This window comes from Rhodocyclus tenuis, from assembly GCF_014197755.1.
GTDB classification, from domain to species: Bacteria; Pseudomonadota; Gammaproteobacteria; order Burkholderiales; family Rhodocyclaceae; genus Rhodocyclus; species Rhodocyclus tenuis.
In genome coordinates this window covers 38977-64659 of the sequence record NZ_JACIGE010000014.1, presented here as the reverse complement: position 1 = coordinate 64659, position 25683 = coordinate 38977, and the positions used below count along the sequence as shown (strand labels likewise).

Below are 25683 nucleotides of genomic sequence, written 5' to 3'. Positions count from 1 at the left end.
GGCGCGGCAATACCGGCGGCAGCCATGATCAGCCTTGCGGCCGACGCAGCAGCGCTGAGCGCACTTCGGGCGCACGCGTCGCCGGATCGAGCCAGATGGCAAAGAAGGCCGGACCGAACTCGCCGTCGGCGATCTCGCCGGTCTGCCGGCCGGCGTGATAGAAGGTGACGACCGAGCCGGCAACGGCGTTGATTGCCGTGCCCGGGCGGAAGACGGCGACGACGCGATCGCCTTTCTTCACATCCGGCAACACGCGCGCCAGCTCGGACTGCCAGCGCTGCAGCTGCTCTTCGCGACTGCCCAGCCGCCGCATTTCGTCGATGCTGCTGGCGACCAGCGTCGCCGAGTCGATGTCGCGACGATAGTCGAGCTGCAGCGCGGTCGGCGACCGCTCGAGGCGCTCGCCGGCAACCCACAGGGTGGCGCGATAGAGACGGAAACCGAAACGGCTCATCTCGGCGCTGCCCCACTGCTGCCAGGCAGGCTGCTCCGGCTGCCGCGACAGCTCGGGCAGCGCCGTCGCCAGTGCGGCGAAGGCGAGCAGCGGCAGGCAGAGCAGCAGCCGGATCATGCCGGCACCAGCTCGAACTGATAGACGTCGGTGCTGCCACTGGCGAAACCGGCCTCGCAGTAGGCGAGGTAGAAGCGCCACAGGCGCGAGAAGCGCTCATCGAAGCCCTGCGCGGCGATCGCCGGCTGTTCGCGTTCGAAGGTGCTCGCCCACTCGGCCAGCGTGCGCGCGTAGTCGGCGCCGAAAGCGAAAGCGTCGCGCACCACCAGCCCGGCATCGCCAGCGCGCTGCGTGAACACCGCGGGCGAAGGCAGCATGCCACCGGGGAAGACATGTTGCTGGATGAAGTCGGTACCACGCCGGTAGCGCGCAAACAGATCGTCGCGGATGGTGATCGTCTGTACCATCGCCCGCCCGCCGGGCGCCAGCAGGCGGCGCAGGGACTTGAAGTAGGCCGGCCACCAGCGCTCGCCGACGGCTTCGAACATCTCGATCGAGACGATGTGGTCGAAGCGCTCGCCCTTGAGATCGCGGTAATCGCGCAGCTCGAAGCTGACCTGATCGGACAGCCCGGCACGCGCGATGCGTTCGCGCGCGAATTCGAGTTGCGCCGGCGACAGCGTCAGTCCATGCACGCAGGCGCCCGCTTCGCGCGCCGCGGTTTCGGCGAAACCGCCCCAGCCGCAGCCGATCTCGAGCACGCGCTGGCCGGGCTGCACGTTCAGGCGGCGAAGGATGCGACGGTACTTGGCCAGTTGCGCGTCGGCCAGCGAATGATCGGGGCTGGCATAGAGCGCGCTCGAGTAGGTCATCGTCGGATCGAGCCATTGGCGATAGAAAGCGTTGCCAAGGTCGTAGTGCGCCATGATGTTCTTGCGCGAACCGCGCCGGGTGTTGGCGCGAAACAGGTGGCGCAGGCGTTCCCAGATCAGGCTGCGCCAGTTGCCATAGACGGCGCGCTCGATCGCCAGCCGGTTGGTGGCGAGCAGGGTGAGCAGCGCCGCCAGATCGGGCGTCTGCCAGCGGCCGTCGATGTAGGCCTCGGCGAAGCCGACGTCACCACGCGCCAGCGCTTCGTCGAAGACGCCCCAGTCGGCGACGGCCAGCGCTGCCTGCACACCTTCGCCGTCGGCGTCAGGACTACCGAAACGATGGTGCGTACCATCGGGCAAATGCACGTCAAGCCTGCCGCTGGCGAGCCCGGCAAACAGGCGCAGCGCCAGAACCGCGCCGCGCGGCAGGTTTTCCGCCGGCACGCCGAGGCCATCGCCGGCCGGCGCAACAGCGGGGGGAAAAGCGAGTGAGCGGGTTGCGGCGTTCATCGCGTGGTCTCCTCGAGCGGGGGTGCGGGTTTGCTGAAGAAGGGAACGTGTTTGCGCCACAGCTGCAGCGCCTGCCAGTGAATGCGCGCGAGCACGCCAAGCGGCTGCCACGGATAGGAAAAGAACGCGCGCTTCAGCGCCGCGGCGTCGAGCGGCGCGACACGGCCGGTAATCGAGGTATAGAGCAGGTCGCCGCTGGCATCGGAATAGTCGATGCGCGCCAAGCGCAGTTCGCCGCTATCGGGCGTCGCGCCAGCGGGCGCGCCACCGGCGGCGGGCTGCCGGTGAAAGCGGAAACTGTAGCCACCGACCACTTCGTTGAACGGCGACACGTGGAAGACCTTGCGCCGCTCAAGCGTTTCGCCATTGCCGACCGGCCGACCGTCGGCATGCGCCAGCAGGTAGTTGTGGCGTTCGCCGAAGGTGTTGCTCACCTCGGCGAGCACGGCGCGCAACACGCCGTCGCGGTCGTGGCAGTACCACAGGCTGACCGGGTTGAAGTTGATGCCAAGCACGCGCGGAAAGGTGTGCAGCCAGACCTCGCCGTCGGCGTCGACGCCGGCTTCGGCCAGCTGCCCGCGCACCCAGGGCAGCGGATGCGAACCATCGCGCGCGCCGTAATCGGCAAAGCGGAAGGAAAACAGGTTGAAGCGGTTGATCGAAAACAGTCGCCCGCCCGCCTGCTCGAGTCGCGTCAGCGGCAGCAGGAAAAAATACGCCGGGTAGACGAAGCGGTGCTCCGCCGGCCGCAGCCGGTGGTGCATCACCTGTCCGAAACCGATACGGGCGACCGCTTCGCTCACGCCGGCGCTCCCGCGGTGTAGCCGGCATAGACCAGCGGCGGCAATTCCTGCGGACGTTCGGCGCCCTGCCAGGGCGCCAGACAGCCGAGGCTGTTGGCGACGGCGAGGCCGGCTTTCAGACCATCTTCGTGGAAACCGTTGCCCGCCCAGGCACCGCAGAACCAGACGCGCTCGCGACCGGAAACCGCTTTCAGCCGCTGCTGCGCCGCCACTGCGGGCGCGTCGAAAATCGGGTGCGCGTAGTTGAACTCGGCGATCACCTTGTCGGCGGCCGGTTCGCGCGGCGGGTTGAGCGTGACCATCACCGGCTGCTTGAACGGCAGCGGCTGCAGGCGGTTGATCAGGTAGGAGACGGCAACCGGACACTGGTCGAGCGCACCGCGTGCCGACAGGTAATTCCATGCCGACCACAGCGAACGGTCGCGCGGCAGCAGCGAATCGTCGGTGTGCAGAACGGCGCGGTTCGGTTGGTAGCGGATGGCACCAAGCAGTTCGCGTTCGGCGTCGCTGGCACTGTCGCCGAGGATGGCCAGCGCCTGATCGCTGTGACAGGCGAGAACGACCTCGTCGAAGTGCTCGACGCCGCGCGGCGAGACGACTTCGACGCCACCGGGAACGCGGCGCAGCGAACTCACCGGCGAGCTGACGCGCACGTCGTCGATCAGCGTTGCCAGACGGCGCACGTACTCGCGCGCGCCACCGCGCACGGTGCGCCACATCGGCCGGTCGAGGATCTGCAGCAGGCCGTGGTTGCGGCAGAAGCGGACGAAGGTGACGAGCGGGTAATCGAGCATCTGCCCGGCCGGACACGACCAGATCGCCGCCGCCATCGGCAGTAGATACCACTCCTGGAAGCCGCGCGAGAAGCCCTTGTCGGCGAGGTAATCGCGCAGCGTGCGCTCGTCGTTGGGATGCGCCTCAACCCAGGCGACGGCGTCGCGGTTGAAGCGCAGGATGTCGGAGATCATGCGCAGGAAATCCGGCCGCAGCAGATTGCGCTTCTGCCCGAACACCGTCGCCAGGCTGCTGCCCGACCATTCAAGCTTCGGCTCTTCGAGGCTGACGGCGAAGGACATCTCGGTCTCGACGCTGGCGACGCCCAGTTGCGCGAACATCGCCGTCAGGTTCGGGTAGGTCGTCGTGTTGTAGACCAGAAAACCCGTGTCGACCGGATGGCTGACGCCGTCGAGCGTGACGTCGACGGTATTGGTGTGGCCGCCGAGGTAGTCGCCGGCCTCGAACAGCGTCACCTCATACTTCTGTCCGAGCAGCCAGGCGGCCGACAGTCCCGAGATGCCGGCCCCGATGACGGCAATGCGATTCGCTCCCTGCATGATCTTCTCCCCTTGTTTTTTGCAATTCAGGCGGCGTTCCGCGCCGCGCGGGCCTGGGCTGCCGCCTCAGGCATTGACGCCACTGATCTCGGCATAGGCCGAGTGGTTGTGGATCGACTCGAAGTTCTCCGACTTCACCGTCCATTCGGCGACCGCCGGTTCGCGCATCAGGCGCAGCGCGATGTCACGCACCAGGTCTTCGACGAACTTCGGATTGTCGTAGGCGCGCTCGGTCACCCACTTCTCGTCCGGGCGCTTCAACAGACCGAAAACCTCGCACGACGCTTCTTCCTCGGCCAGACGGACCAGCGCTTCGGGCGTCATCGGCGCACGCAGGCGGGCGGCGATGGTGATGTGCGAACGCTGGTTGTGCGCGCCGTATTCGCTGATCTCCTTCGAGCACGGGCACAGGCTGGTCACCGGCGCGACGATCTCGATCGACAGTTCGGCACGCTGGCCTTCGCGGCGCTCGGCGACGAGACGGACGTCGTAGTCGAGCAGACTCTCGACACCAGAAACCGGTGCGGTCTTGGTGATGAAGTAAGGGAAGTCGAGTTCGATGCAACCGCTCTGCGCATCAAGGCGCAGCAACATCTCTTCGAGCATGGCAAGCAGGCCGGCGCTGTCGAGCGGCGCGCGCGGACGCTCGAGAATCTCGACAAAGCGCGACATGTGCGTGCCCTTGACCTCGGGCGGCAGGCCGACCGACATGGCCACCTGCGCAATGGTGTTCTGCACGCGGCCATCGGCACCGGCCAAGGCCAGCGGGTAGCGCAGGCCCTTGACGCCGACCTTGTGGATGGCGAGCTGGCGCGTGTCGATGGTGGCCTGCACATCGGGGAGGAAGAAATTGTCGGGAGCATTCATGGAGCAGTCTCCTGTTGAGTCGGCCGCAAATAGGCGCCTTGGGTCGGAAAGTGTCTGCCGGAGGGGGTGCTGGCGCGTCGATCCGGGCGTGACGGGTTGAGCGGGAGTCAGGTCTGGGTGTCAGAGCGCCTGATTCTGTCGAGGACTTGTCGATCCCATCCCGCCAGAAGCGCCTGTCGCAAGTTCGACAGAGCGCGCCGCCGAGAGTTCGCCACGTGACACATTGGCCGTCACCGCATGTGGCTTGGCCTGCACAAGCGGAGCTTTGGTGCCAAGCGCTGGGGCAGCGTTGAGGACCGGCAGCGCCAGACAGCCGGCGGCGACCAGCAACGAGGGAAATAGCGGCCACTTTGTCCAGGACAAGAGAACAGAATTCGGCGACACTGGCGGAAAGGCGCTGGCGGAAGCGCCTGAACGGACAGAAGCAGGAGCAGGAACCTTGGTTTTCAACGTATTTTGTCCTGGACAAAAATGCACTTGGCGCTACAATAACGCCCAAGAAACCCTTCGTCAACGTCTTATCGACACTTTGTCCAGGACAAAATGAGCATATCCCGCCCGCCCATGAATATCGGCGCCGTCGAGCGCGATACCGGTCTTGGCAAGGACACGCTGCGCGTCTGGGAGCGCCGCTACGGCTTCCCGACGCCTGCGCGCGACGCTCACGGCGAGCGTCTCTATTCAGCCGAACAAGTCGAACGACTGCGCCTGATCAAGCGCCTGATCGATCAGGGACACCGTCCGGGACGGCTGATCGGTGCCGGCAGCGAGGAACTGACGCTGCTGAGCGCGCAAAGCGCAACAACGACGGCAATGCCGACACCTCCTGGCGACATCGCCGTGACGACGGACGACACTCCGGCTTCAGCACCATCGACGGCAAGCGCGGCGGTATCGCCGCTGATCGACCGCGTACTGGCGCAGGTGCGCGGGCACGATCTGCCGCTGCTGCGGCAGACGCTCAATCAGGCGATGCTGCGCCAGGGGCTGCACCGTTTTGTCGTCGAAACGGTCGGACCGCTCAATGTCGCCATCGGCGAAGCGTGGATGCGCGGCGAGATCGAGGTCTTCGAGGAACACCTGTACACCGAACAGATCACGACGCTGCTGCGCCAGGCGATGGCCAGCCTGCCGCCAGCGGCCAGCGCACCACGCATCGTTCTCACCACCGTACCCGACGAACTGCATACGCTTGGCCTGCTGATGGCGCAGGCACTGCTCGCGCTCGACGGCGCCAGTTGTATCCCGCTCGGCACGCAAACGCCGCTGTTCGACATTGCCATGGCAGCGAAGGCGCATCAGGCGCACATCGTCGCCCTCTCCTTCTCGGCGTCTTTCCCGACGCGCCAAGTGGCGCCGCTGGTCGCGCAACTGCGCGACATGCTGCCGGCGCAAACCGAACTGTGGATTGGCGGCGGCGGCAGCGAACGCGCCCGTGCCGTCAGCGGTGTCCGCGTCCTCTCCTCGCTCGACGCCGCGCTGGTCGCGCTCGACGACTGGCGCAGGAACGCAGTGCTAGAATCGGCGACACTCGCGGCCTAGCAGCCGTCGGCACAGCCACTCTGCGGGCTGCCGCCGGAACCAAATCTTCCGAGCAAGGTGCAGCAGCGGCAAAGGCGGCAACGCCAAGCCGCTCACCTGACTCGGCCAACCCTGCCGATCCCGTCCGCCATGAATCTGCCACCGCCCGCTTTCGAGAACAAGATCGTTGCCCCCGCTGAACTCGCGCAACGCGTTGCAACGCTGCCGCGGCCGCTCGTCTTCACCAACGGCTGCTTCGACATCCTGCACCGCGGCCACGTCACCTATCTGGCGCAGGCGGCCGCACTTGGCGCCGCAATGGTCGTTGCGCTGAACAGTGACGCCTCGGTTCGCCGCCTGGGCAAGGGCGAGGATCGACCGGTCAATGCGCTTGCCGATCGCCTGGCAGTGATGGCGGCGCTGGGCAGCGTCGCGCTGGTGACCTGGTTCGAGGAAGACACGCCATTGGCGCGCATCCTCGACTGCCGGCCGGACGTGCTGGTCAAGGGCGGCGACTGGCCGGTGGACAAGATCGTCGGTGCTGCCGAAGTCAGCGCCGGCGGCGGCCGCGTCGTCTCGATCCCTTTCCGGCACCAGACCTCGACGACGGCGCTGCTGGAGAAGGTGCGCCGGCTGTAAGCGCGCGCAGGACCAGGGAGCACCCGGCGCAAGCGCAAGAGCGCCGAGCCGGAAAGAGAGAGTCTCAGCGCAGCGCGGTCGCGCCTTCGCCTTGGCGCGCCTGCCGCCTCAGAGAACGACCTGCGACCCCAGTTCGACGACGCGGTTGCTCGGAATCTTGAAGAAGTTGGTGGCGCTGCTGGCGTTGCGGAACATGGCAATGAACAGCTTTTCGCGCCACAGCGCCATCTCCGAATCCAGGCGCGGAATCAGCGTTTCGCGGCCGAGGAAAAACGAGGTTTCCATCATGTCGAGCGGCAAGCCCTGCTCGGCACACAGCGTCAGCGCGTAAGGCAGATTCGGATCGTCCTTGAAACCGTAACGGACGACGACACGGTAGAAATTGGCCTTCAACGCGCGCAATTCGATCCGCTCGGCCGCGGCAACGTAGGGCTGATCGAGAACGCGCACCGAAGCGACGACGACGCGCTCGTGCAGCACCTTGTTGTGCATCAGGTTGTGCATCAGCGCGTGCGGCACGGCATCCGGGTCGGAATAGAGAAAGACTGCGGTGCCGGGAACGCGCGGCGGCATCGCCACCAGCAGCGCGTCGATGAACGGCTCGAGCGCGATGGCATCGACGGAAAGGCGCTCGTTGAGCAGTTGCCGGCCGCGTTTCCAGGTGGTCATCAAGACGAAGATGACGACACCAACCGCCAGCGGGAACCAGCCACCGTCGGGAATCTTCATCACGTTGGCGACGAGGAAGGTCAGTTCGACCGACAGGAAAGCAGCGAAGAGGAACAGCGCGCGGCCCCATCCCCAGCCCCAGACGCGCGCCGCGACGATGGTCGCCAGCAGCGAGGTGATGACCATGTCGCCGGTCACCGCCAGCCCGTAGGCCGCCGCCAGATTGTTCGACGAACGGAAACCGAGCACGAGCACGACCACCGCCGCGAACAGCCCCCAGTTCACCGCCGGCAGATAGACCTGCCCCTGTTCGCGGTCGGAGGTGTGCTGCACCTCGACGCGGGCAACGAAACCCAGCTGCATCGCCTGGCGCGTCACCGAGAAGGCACCGGAAATCACTGCCTGCGAGGCAATCACCGTGGCTGCCGTCGATAACAGGATCAGCGGATAGATCGCCCAATCAGGCGCCGAGTGGAAGAACGGATTCTCGGCGGTCGAGGGATCAAGCAACAGCAGCGCGCCCTGGCCGAAGTAGTTGAGGATCAATGCTGGCAGAACGAAACAGAACCAGGCGATGCGGATCGGCTGGCGGCCGAAGTGGCCCATGTCGGCATAGAGCGCTTCGGCGCCGGTGACGGCAAGCACCACGGCACCCATGGCGACGATGGCGATGCCGCGGTTCTCGATCAGGAAGCGCACGCCATAAGCCGGATTGAGTGCACGCAACACCTCCGGATCGGCGAGCAGATTGTAGATGCCGAGCGACGCCAGCGTCGTGAACCAGACGACCATGATCGGCCCGAACAGCGCGCCGACCGATGCCGAGCCCCGGCGCTGGAAGAAGAACAGGAGGAAGAGCACGATCAGCGTCAGCGGGATGATGAAATGCTCAAGTCCCGGCGCCGCGACTTCGAGCCCCTCCATCGCCGACAGCACCGAAATGGCCGGCGTCACCATGCCGTCGCCGTAGAACATGGCGGCACCGAGAATGCCGAGCAGCATGATTGCCTTCTCGCGCCGCGGATTGCCCTTGGCGTCGCTCAAGGCCAGCGCGATCAGCGCCATGATGCCGCCCTCGCCGCGGTTGTCGGCGCGCAGAATGAAGAAGACGTACTTGACCGAGACGATGATGATCAGCGACCAGACGATCAGCGACAGGATGCCGAGCACATTGTCCGGCGTCAGCGGAATCGGGTGATTGCCGGCAAACACCTCTTTCATCGTGTACAGCGGACTGGTACCGATGTCGCCGTAAACGACGCCCAGCGCCGCCAGCGCCAGAGCAGGCAGGCGCGTTTTTGCAGTGGCCGGGGATACGTGCATCGATCTGCTCTTTCAGTTCATTTCAAGGAAAAAACACCCGCGCCGCCGAGTGCCTCACCGCCCCGCTGACAAGCCGTCCCGGGCTGCTTTGCCTAGCCGCCCAGCCCCGCCTTCAGGGAGAGGATTTCCTGTTCTGCTTCGGCGAGCAACATCGCCAGCGCGTCGCCCTCGATCACACCGCTCAGTGCCTCACCATCCAGTTGCCCACGACCGCCATCACCCGACCAGCTGCAGCGCGTATCGGCAAGGCGGTTGGCGAGATAGACCACGTCGGCCAGCGTCCGCACTGTCGACAAGGCTCGCGGCTGTTCGTGCTCCAGCACCGCCTGCAGCACCTCGTCGGGCTGACCAAGCGCGGAGAGCAGCGCGTGGCCGATATTGTCGTGCCACTGTCGTAGCAGAGCGATCACTTCCTCGTGGTCGGCCAGCAGCTCCGGAAAATTGACCGCGTGCGACAGCAGGTAGAAGGCGCCGATGTCATGGACCAAGCCGGCAAACATCGCCTCGTCAGGATTCACCGGCGACAGCCGCCGCGCCAGCACCCGACACAGCGCGGCGACGAGAACCGTGTGATCCCACAGGCGATGTGACAAGGCCTCGAAGGGCGCCATTTTCTTCGAGCGCAGCAACTGCTCCATGGCAACGGCAAACGACACCGTCCGCACGGCCTTGATACCGACCCGCGTCACCGCCGACTTGACGTCGGCGATCGGCCGGCCTGATGAATTGAGCGCCGCCGAATTGGCCATGCGCATGATGCGTACGCTCATCAACGGCTCGGCGCCGACCAGACTGGCGAGCTGCTCGATCGCCAGATCCGGATTTTTCAGCGCCGTGCGAATGCGGAAGGTGAGGTCGAGAAAGGTCGGAAAAGTGACCTCATCACCCGACAAGTCGCGAGCGATGTCTTCAAGGATTCGGTAACAGACAGGATTGACCATGGCGCCCAGTATCACCCGCAGGAAGCGCGGCGCGTGGATTTTGCCCGAAAAACGGCTTCACACCAAAGCTCGCCGGCGCTGGAGCCGTATTGTTGATTCACCCCTACCGGAGAATGTGCAATAGTTTCTCATCTCGCCGAAGCCTCGCAGTCAAGCTTTGCCGGCGTTCACACAACAAATTCCAAGAGCGATCATCCGATATCGCCACAGCGCTGCCGCCCTTTGGGCAAACCTGCAGGCTAGCCGGGAATACACCGGCGGCCCTGTAAAAGGAGGAGGAGATATGGACGGTAGCGACTCTGCACGGAGTGGCGCCAGCATTGGCGCACAACTCGCCGGCAGCGGATTTCGTCCGGCAGAAGCGCCGGGTAGCGTGCCCATCGACTGGGAAGCCTTGGGCGAGGTGGGACTGGCACGCAGTGACGAAGCGGTGTTCACCGTGCAACTGGAAGACCGGGCGGACGAGCCGCGCTGCATCGTTCTCTTCCAGATGGCCGGCAGTTCGCTGTTGCAACTGGGCAGACGACGCTCGCGCCTGGCGACCGGTGACTTTTGCCTGATGCCGCCCGCCCGCAGTCCCGACATCGAAGCGATAGGCGAAGAAGGCCAGCAAGCGGCCATGAGTCTGTCGCTCGCACGTCTCGCGCACTACTGCCCCAACTGGCGACGCATTGCCGGCACGCCCTTACCCGCCGACCGCGCAGCCGTCGTGTTGCTGACCCTGCTGCGCCATCTGCTTGCGCGCAAACGCCCGCTCGCCAGCGAAGGACGACGCGCCATGGGCGAGGCAGTAATCCACCTGCTGGCGACGACACTCAACGAGCACCTTGAGGAACAGGCAGCGGCGCCGCAAACGGCAGGCCGGCCAGCGGCGCCTAACTCGCGGCTGGAGTCCTACCACCGCGAACGCATCCGCAACTATGTGCGTACACATCTGTGCGAGCCGACGCTCGACATTGCCGCCATCGCGCGCGGTGTCGATCTGTCATCGCGCTACATCCACAAGCTGTTTGAAGGCGAATCGATGCCGCTGATGCAGTGGGTCTGGGAACTGCGGCTAACCTCCTGCTACCGCCAGCTGGCGCAACACAAAGGGGGCCGGCGCAACATCGGCGCTCTGGCCTTTTCCTACGGTTTCAACGACCAGGCGCACTTCAGCCGCGCCTTCAAGCAACGCTTCGGCTGCCCGCCACGCGAGGTCGTCGCCGTCGCCCCCCAGGGCAAACCGCGCTAGCCAGAGCGTCCCGGCGCGCGCAAAACCCTGCGCGCGACAAGGGCACTCCTGAGCAAAAGCTCTTTCACTTTGAGGCAAGAATCGCTGTCGCCAAGCCGCTAGTCTTGTCCTCGTGTGAAAGAACGTAAAAAAAGTAAAAAAGATTGTCGACGCCGGGCTGCCCTGCCCGGTCTTGCGACAACGCCAGACCAAAGGAAAAGGCTGTTCCGGCGGCAAGCCCTGCGCGCTCGCTGACCGCAACGCCCCTCCCCTGTCGAGAACCTTCGTGCTGCGAGCTTCGACGCCCTGAGCGCAGGAATTCGTGCGGCCGTCTGCCGCCCGCATATCCGGCAAAGGACGTTGCAGATCAGGCCGGACCATAAGGAGCGACCGCGAATGAGCATCGCCAGACTCGGAAGACTGTTGCGTACCGGAGCCTTTACGGTCGCCCTGAGCATCGGATTGTGCTGCGCGCTATCAGGCAAGGCGCTCGCAGCGGCGCCGGCCAGTGACGGCGGTTATATCGGCGAGAAGAAGTGCATCGAATGCCACGGGCAGGAGGCCACGCACTTCACCGAAACCCTGCACGCCAAGGTATTTCGACAGAACCCGCGCACGCAGCAGGAAGCCCGCGTCTGCGAGGCCTGCCATGGCCCCGGCGCTGCGCACGCCAAGGACACCAAGAACAAGGACCTCCTGATCGGTTACACCAAGGGCTGGGGAACGCCGGTTGAGAAGCAGACGGCGCAGTGTCTCGGCTGCCACCAGGGCGGCAACCGCATGCATTGGCCGGGGTCCGAGCACGCCAAGAACAAGCTCTCCTGTTCCGACTGCCACAACCCGATGGAGAAGATCTCGGGCAACGCGCTGCTCACCCGGCACACCATCAACGAAACCTGCATGAACTGCCACCAGCAGCAGCGCGCCGAGTTCCGCAAGCGCTCGCACATGCCGCTGCCGGAAGGCAAGATGAGCTGTGTCGACTGCCATAACCCGCATGGCTCGATCACCAAGCCGCTGCTCAAGGCCGACAGCATCAACAACGTCTGCTACACCTGCCACGCCGAAAAACGCGGCCCCTTCATCTGGGAGCACGCGCCGGTCCGAGAAAACTGCGCCAACTGCCATCTGCCGCATGGCTCGAACCAGGACAAGCTGCTCGCTTCGCCTCGTCCCTACCTCTGCTCGCAGTGCCACAACCCTGCAGTCGGCCATCCGGGACAGTTCTTCCGTGCCGACCAGTCGGCCGCCGCGCAACTCGGCGGCGGCACACCAAGCCAGCGCGTAATTGGCCGGGCTTGCCAGAACTGCCACTCGCAAATTCATGGCAGCAATCACCCCTCCGGCGCCCGCTTCCAGCGCTGACGTGACGAGGAGATCGGCATGAAAAATCTTGGTTCTTTCGCGGCCCAGCGGGATCGGCTATCAGCCTCGCGCGCGCGCCGGATCAACGGCCTGAATCTGCTGACCATCGCCGTGGCCGGCGCGGCGGCTCAGATGTCCAGCAATATCGCCAGCGCCGACTCCGGCAACGGCGTCGACACGGTGCTCGGCAACGCGATGAATCCTGCCGGATTCAGCACATTTCGGGAAAAGGATCCCGACGGCCTCGGCGAATCGCCCGACTCGCGCTCGCCGACCGGCCTGCGCACGCGCGAGCCCTTCCTCGTCAAGGAACCGAACACCAACGCCAACGGCTGGCTGTACAACGCCAATGCCGAAGTGGGCGTGATCGGCGGCAACGCGACCACGGCACGTGCCGCCAAACTGATCGAATACCGCGACCTCGACGACGGGCTGCTGCTCAACACCTTCGGCCTGCAACTGGCCAAGCCGGCGGATGCCGCCTTCTTCGACGTCAATGGCGGTGGCGTCGGGCGCAAGGACCAGTTCTACAGTCTCAGCTTTGGTCACTACAACGACTGGAAGGTGAAAGCCTTCTACAACGAAACGCCACATGTATTCACGACGACCTACCGCTCGTTGTGGAGCGGCGTCGGCAGCGACACGCAGACGCTCAACGGCCTGCCCGCCGGTGGTGGCGCCAGCGCTGCCGCCGCACAGACAGCCATCCGCAACACGCTGGCGACGACGCCGTACGGCGAACTGTCGCTGGTGCGCAAGAAAGGCGGCGCCCGCTTCGATCTGAACCTGCCCGACAACTGGAAATTCTTCGCCAGCTACAGCAACGAACGCCGACAGGGCGCGCGCCCCTTCGGCACTGTCTTCGGCGGCGGCGGCGGCGGCGGCAACATCGAGACCGCCGAGTCGATCGATTACACGACGCACGACCTGCTCGCCGGACTGCAGTTCGCCGACAGCCTGCAGAGTTTCAACCTGCAGCTCGCCGCCTCGCTGTTTCGCAACAACATCGACACGCTGACGATCGAGAATCCACTCTTCGTCACCATCAACGGCGCCGTATCAACGTCGGGCAACATCACCCGCGCCCGCTACGACCTCTATCCGGACAACAACTTCATCAACCTGAAGAGCGAGTACGCGCGCCGTCTGCCCGACTTCTACGACGGCCGCTTCACCGCTGCTGTCTCGCTGGCGAAGCTGTCGCAAAACGACAATCTGATCGCGCCCTCGGTCAACGACCTGTCCGCCAGCGGCGCCACCATCGGTGGTGCGCCCATCGCCGCCGGGCAATGGAACACCACCAACTCCTTGTCACAGCAGACCGCCAACGCCGAAATCGACACGCGTCTGGTCGATCTCGGCCTGCGCCTGACGCCGCTGAACGATCTCGACGTGCAGGGCAAGCTGCGCTACTACGAAACACAGAACAAGACCGTGTACTGGGCGTGCAACCCGCTGACCGGCCAGTGGGGCCGCATCATCAACGACGGCAGCGGTTCGGCGCTGCTCAATACCAACTACACCGCTACTGGCTGCAATGTTGCGGCGACGCAGGCGCTGGGCATCGTCCCGGTCGCCGGCAACATCAACATCCGCAACATGCCTTTCGAATACAAGCAGTTCAACTACACGCTCGGCGCCGACTACCGCCTCAATCGCACCAACAGTTTCAACGCGGCGTGGGAGCGCGAAAGCTACGATCGCAAGCACCGCGAGCGCGACAACACCTGGGAAGACAAACTCAAGCTCGGCTACATCAACCGCGGCTTCGAGGAGGGGAGCCTGCGCCTTTCGTTTGAACACGGACGCCGCCGCGGCAGCGAGTACCGAGCCGACCCTTACGACGAGTTTTACAGCGCTTCACTTGGTCCCTTACCGACAGCGAACGGCACCAACGTGGCCAGCTGGGTGCACAACATCGAACAATTCCGCAAGTTCGACCTTGCCGATCGCGACCAGAACATCCTTAACGGCCGGCTGAACTACGCGCTGGCCGAGGGTTGGGATGCCGGCGTATCCGCGCAGTTCAAGGACATCAACTATCCGTCCTCGGCCTACGGCCGTAACAGCAAGCAGAGGCAGAACTCGCTCAATTTCGACCTCACGTGGACGCCGAACGAACAGATGAGCGTCTTTGCCTACTACTCGTTCCAGCAGGCAAGAATGAAGCAGGCGAGCATCTGGCCGAATGCCTGCGTCATCGGCTCAACTTACTATTTCTTCAGCGACGGCACGATCAACACCACTGGTGTGGTGCCCGTCGGCACCTCGCTCCAGGGCAGCACCGCCGTCACCGCCGGCAACTTCCTCTCGGTGTGCGGAACGGCGGGGGCCTTCAGCCCCTTGTATCCGACCAGCCGCATGTGGGACGTCACCCAGGACGACCGCAACAATGTGCTCGGTCTGGGTCTCAACTACAACTTCGGCAAGGTGCGACTGGACATGAACTACACCTTCTCGCAGGGGCGCACCAAGATCCATTACGGCTACAACCCGACCGCCCTCGGCATGACGGCACTGCAGACCGGGCTTGCAGGCGATGGCTGGTCGGACATGACCTTCTCGGTCAACACCCTCGAAAGCAACCTGATGATTCCGATCGACAAACAGATGAACGTGCGCCTGATGCACCGCTACGAAGTCGGCAAGGTCAGCGACTGGCATTACGACGGCGTCGCCGCCAATCCGATGCCGACCAACAACACCGCCTACCTTGACGCCGGTCCGCAACGCTATCGGGCGACGCTGTTCGGTGCCATGTTGATGATCGATCTATGAACTGCGGACGTCGCCCCCATCTTGGCCCGCGTCGCGAATTCGCATTCGCCACCGCCTTTCTTGGCGCTGTCATGGCATTGCCAGCCATGGCGAGCGACGTATCAACAATCGCTACGACCGTGTGTTTCGCCTGCCACGGCGAAAACGGCAACAGCATCACGCCGATATTCCCGAAGATTGCCGGTCAGCAACGCGTCTATATCACCAAGCAATTGAAGGAGTTCGCTTCGGGCAAACGCGCCAACGACATCATGGTGCCGATCATCCAGGGACTGAGCGATACCGACATGGCGGGGCTTGGCGCCTGGTTCAGCGAGCAGAAGGCAGCACCCGGCAAGGTCGAGGACGGCGAACTGGCGATGGTCGGCAAACGACTTTTCCACGAAGGCAACGTGAGTACCGGTGTTCCGGCCTGCGAAGGTTGCCACCAAGCCGACGGCGAGGGCAATGAGCGCTACCCGCGCCTGGCCGGACAGCATCAAGCCTACTCGGTTTCGCAACTGAACAACTTCAAGAACGGCACCCGCGCCAATGACCGGGGCAAGGTCATGCGCGCGGTGGCCGAACGTCTGAGCGAAGATGAAATGAAGGCCGTCGCCGAGTACATCGCCGGCCTTTGATCGTGACGCCCCGCAACGGAGCGGACGAAAAGCCGTGGAGAAAATGAAATGAACAGGTATTTGTTAGCACTGCTCGCGCTGTGCAGCAGTGGTTTGGTGCTGGCCGCGACCGCCGAGGTGCAACCGCACGCCCCCGGCATTGAGTCAGCCGATTACATCTGGAACGAGATGGACAGCGAAAAACTGCTGGCGCTGCGTGCCAAGGTCAACCTCGGCAACGGCAAAGTCGCCTTCGAGGTCTGCCAGGGCTGTCACCGCGCCAACGCGCTCGGGCGCGAGGACGGAAGTTACCCGCGCCTTGCGGCTCAGCACGACACGGTGCTGATCAAGCAGATGAGCGACATCCGCGCCGGCCGCCGCGACAACCCGAAGATGTACCCCTTCGTAAACGAACATGTCATCGAAGCGCAGGAAATCGCCGACATCGCCGGCTACCTGCAATCGCTGCCTTCACCCGCCAGCAACGGCAAGGGGCCGGGTGCGGACCTTGAGACCGGCAAGACGATTTACGAGAAACGCTGCGTAAGCTGCCACGAGAAGAACGGTTCAGGCAGTGCCGAAAAGCTCTATCCACGCGTCAATGGCCAGCATTTCGCCTACCTGCTGCGACAAAATATCGACATACGTGATGGTGTGCGGCGCAACTCCAACCCGAAGATGGTACGTGTCATCCGCCAGTATTCGGACGAAGAGCTGAAGGCTGTCGCCGACTACATGTCCCGCCTGCCGCCGCCAACGGTCGCCACGGCACCAGCCGCCACGAAGATGCAGAAAGCACCGGCTGGCGCGCGCTGAAAAACTTGTCTCCGGAGACCGTTGCAGCTGCTCAGATGTAGCGTGACAGCCAGGCCACAGCTGCCGCCCAGACCAGGAGCACCAGCGCCGCGGGCAGGTGGCTGCGCGTGATCGCGTCTTCGCGTCGTCCCAGCTTGCGGCCGGTCAACATCGCACGAACCAGATTCTCGTCGTGTAACAGACCGCCGACCACAACGCCGACAATGTGCAGTCCGACCAGCAGCAACAGGGCATTCGCCGTCAGTTCGTGCAGTTCCTCGGCCGCCTCGCCGCCAAGTCCGCTATAGACACACCAGCCCGAAGCAGCGGCAGCCAGTGACAGGGACAGCAGCAGATAGATTGCCCAGGCGCCCGCCGGATTGTGCCCGGTAAAATGCGCGGCGCGCCGACGCAGAAGATCGCCGAGATAGGCAAATGCCGCCAGCGGCCCGGCGGCAAAATCGGCAAAGCGTGCATGCCGGCTGCCGATGAATCCCCACAACAGGCGAAAGACGACGACCGCACACATCAGTGCGCCAGCGGCGACATGCACGGCACGCCAGTTCTCGCTCTCGCCGGTCAGCCAAGCAACGGCAAACGCAGCGGCCAGCAGCCAGTGGCCGATGCGTACGGGTAAATCCCAGACCAGTATCTTTTCCAGCATCATCGTCTCGGGCAGGATACGTTGCGCACATGCGCGGGTGCGGCTACCAGAGCTGCTCATCGCTGGCCTTGTGACAGGCTGGACAGTTGGAAGGCTTGTTCTCGCCAGTCCGCCGCCAGAGCGGAACACTCGACCCCTTGTGTCGCCGCTGGAAGTACGCAGTGTCGGTGATGCGCAGGCTGCTCGCCGAATGGCGGCCATAGCTGTCGGGCGCACCGTTGCGCTGCAGATAAGCGGCGATTTCCTGACGGCTGGCTTCGTCAAGGCTGGCATCTTCGCCGAAATGCTGCTCAAGTTCGCGCATCATCGCCTGCCAATTGCCGACCGTCAGCATCATCGGCGGGAATGCCTGATGGCAGGCACCGCATTCGCTGCGCCACAACGCGTTCTTCTCGGCGGGAAGCGACACTCTTTCGCGGTGCTGCGTGGCGCAAGCGGCAACGCCGAGCGCGGCGACGAGCGAGACAAGGGCTGTCGTTCTCATCGAGCCGCCTCGGCCAGCAGGAAGTGCAACAGGTCGGCCTTCTCACCGGCGCTACACTCGCGACCAATCACCTCCTTGCAGTTGCGGCGGAACCACTTCTCGCTCTTCGCCGCACGCGTGAAACGCTCCGAACCGGCAACGGGCGCCAGTGGCTCGATGCTCTTGCTGGTCGTCACATGCTGGCCGGGAGCCAGCGGATTATCGGTATGGCAGCTGAAGCATCCCTGCTGCCTGTCGGTCACGGCATGACGCTGCAGATAGAACTGGCGGCCGCGCTCAGCTGAAGGCGAAAAACCCGGCGTTGCTTGCGCGGCCTCGGCGACGTAGCCGGCGAGAAGCTGCTGCGGTGTTTCAGCGAACGCCGGCAGGCTACTCATCGCCAGCACACTCATTCCGCTCACGAATTTCCAGATATTCATTGGCGCTGTCTCCTCCGGAGCCCATCCGGTCACTGACAAGAGGCTGGTCCACACGGGCCGGACCATGCTGCACGATCAAGTCTAGCGAGACTCGCTTAAGCGTCGCTTAACGATGTCCGACGAAGCAAAAAATGTGCGTACACACTTGATGCGCGCTGCATCTGATGGCAAATAGCGCCCTCGCCGAGGCAGATATCCGGCATATGCAAATAAGCGCGGGCTGCCCACGCCGCCGCCACGATGCCGCATAATCGCCGCCGATACTGCCATCAAGGCAGCAAGGAGAAGCACATGTACGTAAGCAGCGAACAAGCAGGGGATGTCGGCATCCTCACCCTGACACACCCGGAAAAGCGCAACGCCCTGTCGCGAGCGCTGATTGCAGAGTTGATGGAGCAGATGGAAGTCCTCGCGGCAGCGCGCTGCCGGGCCTTGATTCTTACCGCCGGCGTGGGCGCCAGGGTGTGGTCGGCCGGGCATGACATCAACGAACTGCCGCACGGCGAAGACCCGCTGCTCTACTCCGACCCGCTCGAACAGCTGCTGCGCGCCGTACGCCATTTCCCGGCGCCGGTCATCGCCATGGTCAGCGGTTCGGTCTGGGGCGGCGCCACCGACCTGGTGCTTTCCTGCGACATCATCGTTGGCGACGACAGCTGTTCGTTCGCGCTGACGCCGGTGAACCTCGGCCTGCCCTACAACACCGCGGGAACGCTCAACTTCATCCGCCGGCTGCCGCTCAACGTCGCCAAGGAAATGATCTTCACCGCGCGTCCGATCGACGCTGCCGAAGCCGAAAGCTGGCACATCCTCAACCACCGTGTGCCGACCGCCGAACTGCAGTCCTTCACGCTGGCGCTGGCCAACCGCATCGCCACCAAGGCGCCGCTGGCGGTGGCTGCGATCAAGGAGCAGTTCCGTATGCTCGGCGACTCGGCGCCGCTGCAGCCGGGAATCTTCGAGCGTATCCAGGAGTTGCGGCACAAGGTGTACAAGAGCCGCGACTACGTCGAGGGCATCAGCGCTTTCAAGGAGAAGCGCCCGCCCCGTTTCCGCGGCGAATAGCGCACCTCGCTCCCTTTTCATGGCAATCCCGCTCACCCAACCCTCCAGCCGCCGTTTCGGCCTGAACACGCTGATCCTGCTCGGCGCTCTTGCCGGCGCCGTCGGCGGTTTTGCGCTCGCGGCACACGGCACGGCGACACCGCTCGGCGAAGGCACGCTCTATGCCGCCAAGCTCGCCGGCACGCTGTTCCTCGACCTGCTGCGCATGGTGCTGGTGCCGCTGGTCTTCGCCTCGATCGTCTGCGGCGTCGCCAGCCTCGGCGCGCATCACAGCATGCAGCGCGTATGGTGGTACACGCTCGGTTTCTTCGTGCTGTCGATGCTCATCGCCATCGGCATCGGGCTGGCCGCGGCGAACATCTTCCGCCCAGGCGAAGGCATGCATCTCGACATGTTCGCCGACGCCACGCGCAACTTTCAGGCGCGGCAGATGCCCTTCACCGACTACTTTGCGCAGTTCCTGCACGGCATTTTCCAGAACCCTTTCGCCGCGCTGGCGCAGGGCGACATCCTGGCGGTGGTGGTGGTGGCGCTGGTCTTCGGCATCGCGCTTGCCGTCGGCGGCGAACGCTACGCCAACCTGCGCCGCACCATGCAGGAACTGCAGGAACTCGCGCTCGTTCTGGTGCGCTGGATCATGTGGCTGGCGCCGCTCGGCGTCGGCGCCCTGCTGCTGCGACTGGTGGCGACGCAGGACGTCAGCCTGCTTGGCAGCCTCGGCTATTTCATCGTCGTCGTCATCGGCGCGACGCTGCTGCACGGCGTCGTCGTCCTGCCGGCGATCCTCTACGCGGTGACCGGCACGACGCCGCTGCGCTTCTGGCGCGGCGCGCGCGACGCCATGGTGCTGGCTTTCGGCACCAGCTCGAGCGCGGCAACGATGCCGGTGGCGCTGCGCTGCGTCACCGAAAACCTGGGTGGGCGCCGTGAAGTCGCCGGCTTTGTCATCCCGCTCGGCGCGACGCTCAACTCGGACGGAACGGCGCTCTACGAGGGCGCCGCAGCGCTCTTCGTCGCCCGCCTTGCAGGCATTGAACTCGACATCGCACAACAACTGATCATCGTTTTTGTCGCCATTCTCGGCGCCGTCGGCGCACCGGGGATTCCCAGCGTCGGCATGTTGAGCATGGTGCTGGTGCTGCAATCGGTCGGCCTGCCGACCGAGGCAATCGCGCTGCTGCTGCCGATCGACCGCATCCTCGACACCGTGCGCACCGCAGTCAACGTTGAAGGTGACATGGTCGGCAGCCTGATCGTCGACAAGCTCGCGCTTGGCGCCAACGACGAAAATCAAGGCGGGTAAAACGCTGCGGGCTGACAAGGCCGGAAATACCGGCGCCCGTCAGCCCATCACCTGGGTTTCAGGCTGCCTACTTCTTGGCGACGAAACCGCTGCAGTAACCGGTCGGCAGGATTTCGGTATCGTTGCCGATGATCTTGCAGCCGCCGGCGTCGGTCGGCGCTGGCCCCGGTTTGAAATTGAGGCAGCCGGCACAGACCTTCGCCGGGTCGGCCGACTGATCGACGTACTTGAGCGCGTTGCGCATTGTCGCGTTGGTCACGGCAGCAGCGTTGCCGCTCAGTGACATCAGCGGAACGGCGACGAGCGCCGCGCAGCCGATCTTCAGCAGCCGGCGCCGCGGCAGCTGGCATTGCCCGATACTGTCTTTGCAGTGTTCATCCATGTTTCTGTCTCCGGGTGTAATTGTCATGGAAACCCGATCAGGTTTCGCCACCATGATGCGATAGCGCTCGCCTGCTTTCAAGCCTGCCAGCCACCAAACAAAAACGGCATCCTGAAGACGCCGTTTCCTGGTTTGCGATGAATGCGCGCGGGTCTAAAATGGTTGTACGACCCCAAGGGTGGAAAGATTTACCCTTGAGCTCATGAAAGCCTCATGGTTTCTTGCATTCACCATTCCTGCACTACCAATAATTGCATACCCCGATATGTTTCAGAATGATCTAACAGAATTTTGTGACGAATCTTTCCTGCAACGTCTTCTCAATCTTTACTAGCATAGCGTCAGCCCCCCCTTCGGTCGCTGAACGCTGCGCGTTATAACCGCGCAGTCCCGGTAACACCTCTACGCGCACCGTCTGCTTCCCAGTTCCAATACTTCCGTTCAGGTTCGGGCCGCTCCGACGATGAATCGCCGTTCGGTACAGTGCTGCACTCGCAGCCGACCGAGGACCGTATGGCGGTAATGGCCCAGAACGAGACGGACGGATGTGTCCGCAACTCGGCCAAAACGGAAATTCGGTTGCTGGTCAAGCTAAGGCGACAATACGCCTGTTACCTGCTGTTCGGCGACAGACGGAAGCCGACAACGAAGCGCGTTGCCAACAAAGCCCCTAAAAAATCAAATTTCGCTTTTCTGTGACCATCACAAAAAGAAACTGGCATCTCCTTTAACCAACCGACTGGAGAACCAGCCATGAACCGCACTAACGCCAATCACAAATCCAACCAAAGCAACCCGAATAGTCCTGCATACCAGCAGGTTAACAACAATCGGTCGAACCAAGGAAACCCGAACAATCCGGCTTATCACAGTAGTCGTGGCACGACCGCTGGCCAGAAAAAGTAAGATTGCATAAACGAGGTCGGGCAAGCCCGACCTCGTTCAGGAGATTTTTATGGGTCGTACAAAATCATCATCCGGAGTACAAGCCGTCGTCGAAAGGCTAACTGGGCAGAAACCATGCCCCGCGTATCTCCGTCACGCTGCTAACAAATATCTGGACTCAAGCCTTTTTCCGAACAGCCGTCGCTCAGAAGCCGGCCGTGCTGAGAAACTCGCCAACAAAGAGGCCGAGCTGATATTACTCAACGCTCTGAAGCTGGACGAAGCATTTCGTGGCGAAACGGAAACAGTCGCGAAAATTATCCAGAATGAACTGGACCCGACTGAACTATCCAGAACGATTGACGACACTCAACGAGAAATCAATCGGCGATTTGAGATATATTCCTACTGGAGGGAGCATTTCGGTACGCTCAAGGCGATACTCACAGACCGACAGGTAGACTTTAAGAAGCAACGCCTTGACGAGAAGCTTCGCCAGTCTCAAGGTCAGAGCCCGACCACTCCACCCTTACCCTTTGCGCTGCGGGCTATCCAGAACCTGGAAACCATAGAAGAGCGCGGGCGGCGAGGCCGCTGGTCAGCAGCTGAATATGCAGAACAGGCTGAGGCTTATTTCGCACTGAAGGACTATGCGAAGGCTAGCCAGAAAGCTCGCGATGCAATCACGGTTGAGCCCAATCACGCCCGCGCCTGGTTCATCCGCGTAATGGTTGCTCTACACCAAAGAAACCGTGCAATTCACGAGATGCAACGACAGCAAATGATTTCCGAGGAAGTAGCTGAACCAATGTCAGCGCACGAAACCATGGCTCGCGAGCTTGCCGACGAACAGGCTTCTATCGCCGCCTCATTTCATGATGACCTTAATTCAATATTGCCGAAAGCGCTGTCAAACTGGCCCCGAGCCACTCGCTGGCAATTTGAACATGCCGACGAATATCGGATTGTCCGGGACATTTTCATCGACCAAGCCTTCTTAACCGCCATGAACGGAAAGCGGAATGCGCCCAGCCGTGAGGTTCGTACTCTGAATGGCCTTGGTCCAATTTGGCCTAGCAAGCACTTCCCGCTATTCGCATCCGAAACATCGGACATTAAGCCAGAGCTCCCGCAACATCCGTTCTCAGAAGATGAGGTCACCTTACTTAGGAACCTCATCACTGAACGTGACAAGTACCGGCATACATTTTTCAACGTTTTGGGAGATGGCCTGCTCGCCCGAAACTTTAAGCTTCTCCATCTACGTTGGATTCTTCAGCTTGATGGCTACGAAAAACATTGGCAGGAATGGTCAGAGGAAGCGGAAGGATACGCGCCGAAACGCTTTGAAGTAGAAATCTTGCATAACAGATTTTTATCCCGGCTATGGCAATCCCACAAAGTAAGAAACACAGGAAGCTATGCTGTTCATCAAACATTGAACAATTGGTATCACTCGATCAACGAGCGGAACAACTCGCACAGCGTTGATGTGCTACTGGATCAATACACTCAACTTTTCCATAACAGCTTCGCAAGCCATGACTACAAAACTTGCTTTGAAACGGCAGTCCTAGCGGAAAAATATTTGAAACCAAGCAAGCTGGCACGATCTCGCACACATCACCCTGATCTCGAACTGATCAGTTACACGGCATACAGCGACACATATTGGCTATATCTACAAGCAATTTCTGTTGTCTCGGCAGGGCTTGCAGAAGAAGCAGTGAACGGCCAAATGTTGGACTGTCTGCTGACCGCATCAACGCTTCACGAGCAATTCCGGAAGGATGACACCTGGCAATGGATTGAAGCTGAATTCTATGAAGAAGGAGGAGGCGATGAGTATCCAGTAGTGCCTTATGAAATTGATCTTCGTGAAAAACGCCTTTGGATCGATGCTCTCACCAATCAAATCGCCTTCAGTACGGTCGATCAGCAAGAGAAAATTCTGATCGAATTGAGAAGCCTTGAAGGCTCTGAATCATGAGGTACAGTGCAAACAAAGACATTTGTACGGAAGTACGGGCTTTGATACGCAAGGGTTGGCACTTCAGTTGGGGTGGTAAGCACGGCAAACTAATCTCCCCATCAGGACGAAAAATTACCGTCCCGACATCACCAAGCGATAATCGGAGCCTACTGAACTTTCGTCGCGATGTTCGCGTTAGCCTAGCAAATTTCTGAAGACAGCCGAAAAGGTGGGGAAAATTCCCCTCCTGATTAGCCACCTCTTTTTACCGGCAGGATTTCTGACTTTGCGGCCATTCGATGGAATAGCTCTTGCGCTCAGCACAACAACTGCGCACTTAGCGGACGAAGAAGAATACCCGTCAAGCAACGGCCAAAGTGACCTTTGACGCGCCGTCCGCGGAAAGGGGGGCGTCTGCTCGGTTCCTCTACGCAAGAACTTTACGCATCAATGCAATCTGAAGCGTTACACCCCGTCGGATAGGAAATCGTCGCTTGACCACCTGAAATTCGTGGTGTATCGCCCCGTCCCCCGTAAACACTCCGAAGCCTTGTCAACAACAACATAGAACTGACCCACATGGGTTGGTTGCCGCATCTTTCTGGTTGGGTGGTTTTGACCTTCCTTCTGTTGCCGGCCAAGAGCGACTGTTTAGCCCTGTCTCCAGAAGCGGACAATCGGCTGTGCTACGTGTATGCTATTGGCGTTATTTTGTCTGGGGCTCGGTAAAAATCCAGCCTAGTCCCGTTGATTCACCATTGCCTTCGAAGGAGCCAATGAAACTAGGGTGCTTCGCATGTGTTGCTTTATTGATCGCCGTTTCAACCTGTCATGCCAATCCCGTTGATGCAGTCTTAGAGGCGCGAGGCCCGTCCGGTCCGCTCAATGGAACGATGCTCTCCGCTTCAACCTATAGTGGCTCCGTGGTTTTAATCATTTCCGGCTCCGGGCCGATAGATCGAGATGGGAACAGCCCCTCAGGTATAAAAGCATCGACTTACAGGCTACTGGCTGAGAGCTTGGCGGATCAAGGCATAAGCACGGTCCGAGTTGATAAGCGTGGGATGTTTGCCAGCGCTGCAGCAGCGGCAGACCCTAATGCAGTGACCATTTCCGACTACGCGGCAGACGTCCATTCCTGGGTGGAATCGATTCGCTCCCGCACCGGCACATCGTGTGTATGGCTGCTCGGTCACAGCGAAGGTGCACTAGTTACATTGGTTGCGGCGAAGAACCCATCCAGACTTTGTGGCTTGGTATTGATTGCCGCACCAGGGCGACCAATAGGAGAGGTGCTCCGCGAACAACTCAAGTCAAATCCGGCGAATGCCTCCCTGCTAGATCAGGCCTTTGCCGCGATTGAAGCTTTGGAAGCCGGCAAGCACGTAGATACGCGGACCATGTCGCCAGCCCTTCTACCCTTGTTCCGACCGCAAGTGCAGGACTTTCTGATTGACGAGTTTGCTTACGATCCGGCGGAGCTTCTGGCGAATACTACTCTTCCCGTTCTTATTATTCATGGGAAACGTGATCTTCAGGTTGGAGAACATGATGCCTTTCGCCTGAAAGGGGCGAATGCCAAGGCAGAACTTTCGCTGCTTAATAATACCAATCACGTCTTGAAGGTGGTGACCAGTGACGACCGCCGCATCAATATTTCTACTTACACTGACCCGAATTTGCCCTTGGCTCCAAGTGTTGCCGATACGATTGTTCGGTTCATCAAGGCCGTGCCGAGTGACCGTTGATTATTCTGAGCGTCAGCATTCCAAAGTGGCTTCGGCAGCAATGGACACGTTACGGTCGTAGGACGTCTTGCCTGAGCCGCC

The 25683-nt window shown here is 62.1% G+C and carries 22 protein-coding genes; 11 read left to right on the top strand and 11 right to left on the bottom strand.

Annotation, left to right across the window (positions count from 1 at the left end; translation table 11 throughout):
• Window positions 1–28 precede the first annotated feature (28 nt).
• The 5 genes from GGD90_RS15980 to folE2 form a co-directional block, all read right to left on the bottom strand.
• A complete protein-coding gene (locus GGD90_RS15980) occupies window positions 29–571 on the bottom strand; it encodes a chalcone isomerase family protein (protein WP_153117701.1) in 543 nt (180 codons plus the stop codon).
• Window positions 568–1833 carry an SAM-dependent methyltransferase gene (locus GGD90_RS15975; RefSeq protein WP_153117700.1) on the bottom strand — a complete coding sequence of 422 codons (1266 nt, stop codon included), beginning with the start codon at window positions 1831–1833 and terminating at the stop codon, window positions 568–570. Before GGD90_RS15975 ends, GGD90_RS15980 begins: the two co-directional genes overlap by 4 nt.
• Complete coding sequence (locus tag GGD90_RS15970) at window positions 1830–2636, bottom strand: DUF1365 domain-containing protein (protein WP_153117699.1); 807 nt, start codon at window positions 2634–2636, stop codon at window positions 1830–1832. Before GGD90_RS15970 ends, GGD90_RS15975 begins: the two co-directional genes overlap by 4 nt.
• Window positions 2633–3970, bottom strand: a complete 1338-nt coding sequence (locus tag GGD90_RS15965; RefSeq protein WP_153117698.1) for an NAD(P)/FAD-dependent oxidoreductase — start codon at window positions 3968–3970, stop codon at window positions 2633–2635. The genes GGD90_RS15970 and GGD90_RS15965 overlap by 4 nt, the downstream gene beginning before the upstream one ends.
• A 66-nt stretch (window positions 3971–4036) precedes the next feature.
• Window positions 4037–4837 carry a GTP cyclohydrolase FolE2 gene (gene folE2, locus GGD90_RS15960; RefSeq protein ID WP_153117697.1) on the bottom strand — a complete coding sequence of 267 codons (801 nt, stop codon included), beginning with the start codon at window positions 4835–4837 and terminating at the stop codon, window positions 4037–4039.
• Window positions 4838–5380: 543 nt separating this feature from the next.
• On the opposite strand from folE2, the gene GGD90_RS15955 reads away from it, so the two are divergent.
• Together GGD90_RS15955 and GGD90_RS15950 are read left to right on the top strand one after the other, a co-directional pair.
• Window positions 5381–6379 (top strand): MerR family transcriptional regulator, encoded by a 999-nt coding sequence (locus GGD90_RS15955; protein ID WP_153117696.1) that lies wholly within the window; start codon window positions 5381–5383, stop codon window positions 6377–6379.
• 129 nt (window positions 6380–6508) lie between these two features.
• A complete protein-coding gene (locus tag GGD90_RS15950) occupies window positions 6509–6997 on the top strand; it encodes an adenylyltransferase/cytidyltransferase family protein (protein ID WP_153117695.1) in 489 nt (162 codons plus the stop codon).
• Window positions 6998–7105: 108 nt separating this feature from the next.
• Here the strand turns inward: GGD90_RS15950 and GGD90_RS15945 are convergent, their stop codons facing one another.
• Window positions 7106–8989 (bottom strand): potassium transporter Kup, encoded by a 1884-nt coding sequence (locus tag GGD90_RS15945; RefSeq protein ID WP_153117694.1) that lies wholly within the window; start codon window positions 8987–8989, stop codon window positions 7106–7108.
• A 92-nt stretch (window positions 8990–9081) separates the two neighbouring features.
• On the bottom strand, window positions 9082–9930 hold the full coding sequence (locus GGD90_RS15940) for an HDOD domain-containing protein (protein WP_153117693.1): 849 nt from the start codon (window positions 9928–9930) through the stop codon (window positions 9082–9084).
• Between the two features lie 283 nt (window positions 9931–10213).
• Here GGD90_RS15940 and GGD90_RS15935 point away from each other — a divergent pair, with 283 nt between their 5' ends.
• The 5 genes from GGD90_RS15935 (at window position 10214) to GGD90_RS15915 (ending at window position 16701) form a co-directional block, all read left to right on the top strand.
• Complete coding sequence (locus GGD90_RS15935) at window positions 10214–11164, top strand: helix-turn-helix domain-containing protein (protein ID WP_153117692.1); 951 nt, start codon at window positions 10214–10216, stop codon at window positions 11162–11164.
• 375 nt (window positions 11165–11539) lie between these two features.
• The gene (locus GGD90_RS15930) at window positions 11540–12508 is read left to right on the top strand and encodes a DmsE family decaheme c-type cytochrome (protein ID WP_153117691.1); all 969 of its coding nucleotides are present in this window, start codon (window positions 11540–11542) and stop codon (window positions 12506–12508) included.
• Window positions 12509–12526: 18 nt separating this feature from the next.
• Window positions 12527–15286: an MtrB/PioB family outer membrane beta-barrel protein gene (locus GGD90_RS15925; RefSeq protein ID WP_153117690.1), complete on the top strand. Its 2760-nt coding sequence runs from the start codon at window positions 12527–12529 to the stop codon at window positions 15284–15286.
• 71 nt (window positions 15287–15357) lie between these two features.
• Window positions 15358–15906: a c-type cytochrome gene (locus GGD90_RS15920; protein ID WP_200384866.1), complete on the top strand. Its 549-nt coding sequence runs from the start codon at window positions 15358–15360 to the stop codon at window positions 15904–15906.
• A gap of 48 nt (window positions 15907–15954) precedes the next feature.
• Window positions 15955–16701, top strand: a complete 747-nt coding sequence (locus tag GGD90_RS15915) for a c-type cytochrome (protein WP_153117688.1) — start codon at window positions 15955–15957, stop codon at window positions 16699–16701.
• A gap of 31 nt (window positions 16702–16732) precedes the next feature.
• Here the strand turns inward: GGD90_RS15915 and GGD90_RS15910 are convergent, their stop codons facing one another.
• From GGD90_RS15910 to GGD90_RS15900, 3 genes are read right to left on the bottom strand one after another with little or no spacing between them, the layout of a single operon-like run.
• On the bottom strand, window positions 16733–17404 hold the full coding sequence (locus GGD90_RS15910; protein ID WP_228273790.1) for a cytochrome b/b6 domain-containing protein: 672 nt from the start codon (window positions 17402–17404) through the stop codon (window positions 16733–16735).
• Entirely contained in the window at window positions 17388–17828 is a 441-nt protein-coding gene (locus tag GGD90_RS15905; protein WP_153117687.1) for a cytochrome C, read from the bottom strand. Before GGD90_RS15905 ends, GGD90_RS15910 begins: the two co-directional genes overlap by 17 nt.
• The gene (locus tag GGD90_RS15900; RefSeq protein ID WP_228273789.1) at window positions 17825–18247 is read right to left on the bottom strand and encodes a DUF1924 domain-containing protein; all 423 of its coding nucleotides are present in this window, start codon (window positions 18245–18247) and stop codon (window positions 17825–17827) included. Before GGD90_RS15900 ends, GGD90_RS15905 begins: the two co-directional genes overlap by 4 nt.
• Window positions 18248–18538: 291 nt before the next feature.
• Between GGD90_RS15900 and scpB the strand changes: the two genes are divergently transcribed.
• Together scpB and GGD90_RS15890 are read left to right on the top strand one after the other, a co-directional pair.
• On the top strand, window positions 18539–19312 hold the full coding sequence (gene scpB / locus GGD90_RS15895; RefSeq protein ID WP_153117686.1) for a methylmalonyl-CoA decarboxylase: 774 nt from the start codon (window positions 18539–18541) through the stop codon (window positions 19310–19312).
• Window positions 19313–19331: 19 nt separating this feature from the next.
• Complete coding sequence (locus GGD90_RS15890; protein WP_153117685.1) at window positions 19332–20615, top strand: dicarboxylate/amino acid:cation symporter; 1284 nt, start codon at window positions 19332–19334, stop codon at window positions 20613–20615.
• Window positions 20616–20682: 67 nt separating this feature from the next.
• Here the strand turns inward: GGD90_RS15890 and GGD90_RS15885 are convergent, their stop codons facing one another.
• Window positions 20683–20997, bottom strand: coding sequence for a hypothetical protein (locus GGD90_RS15885; RefSeq protein WP_153117684.1), 315 nt, complete (start codon window positions 20995–20997; stop codon window positions 20683–20685).
• Between the two features lie 955 nt (window positions 20998–21952).
• Between GGD90_RS15885 and GGD90_RS15880 the strand changes: the two genes are divergently transcribed.
• Entirely contained in the window at window positions 21953–23872 is a 1920-nt protein-coding gene (locus GGD90_RS15880; RefSeq protein WP_153117683.1) for a hypothetical protein, read from the top strand.
• Between the two features lie 587 nt (window positions 23873–24459).
• A complete protein-coding gene (locus tag GGD90_RS15875) occupies window positions 24460–25602 on the top strand; it encodes an alpha/beta hydrolase (protein ID WP_221227811.1) in 1143 nt (380 codons plus the stop codon).
• The last annotated feature ends 81 nt before the right edge of the window (window positions 25603–25683 follow it).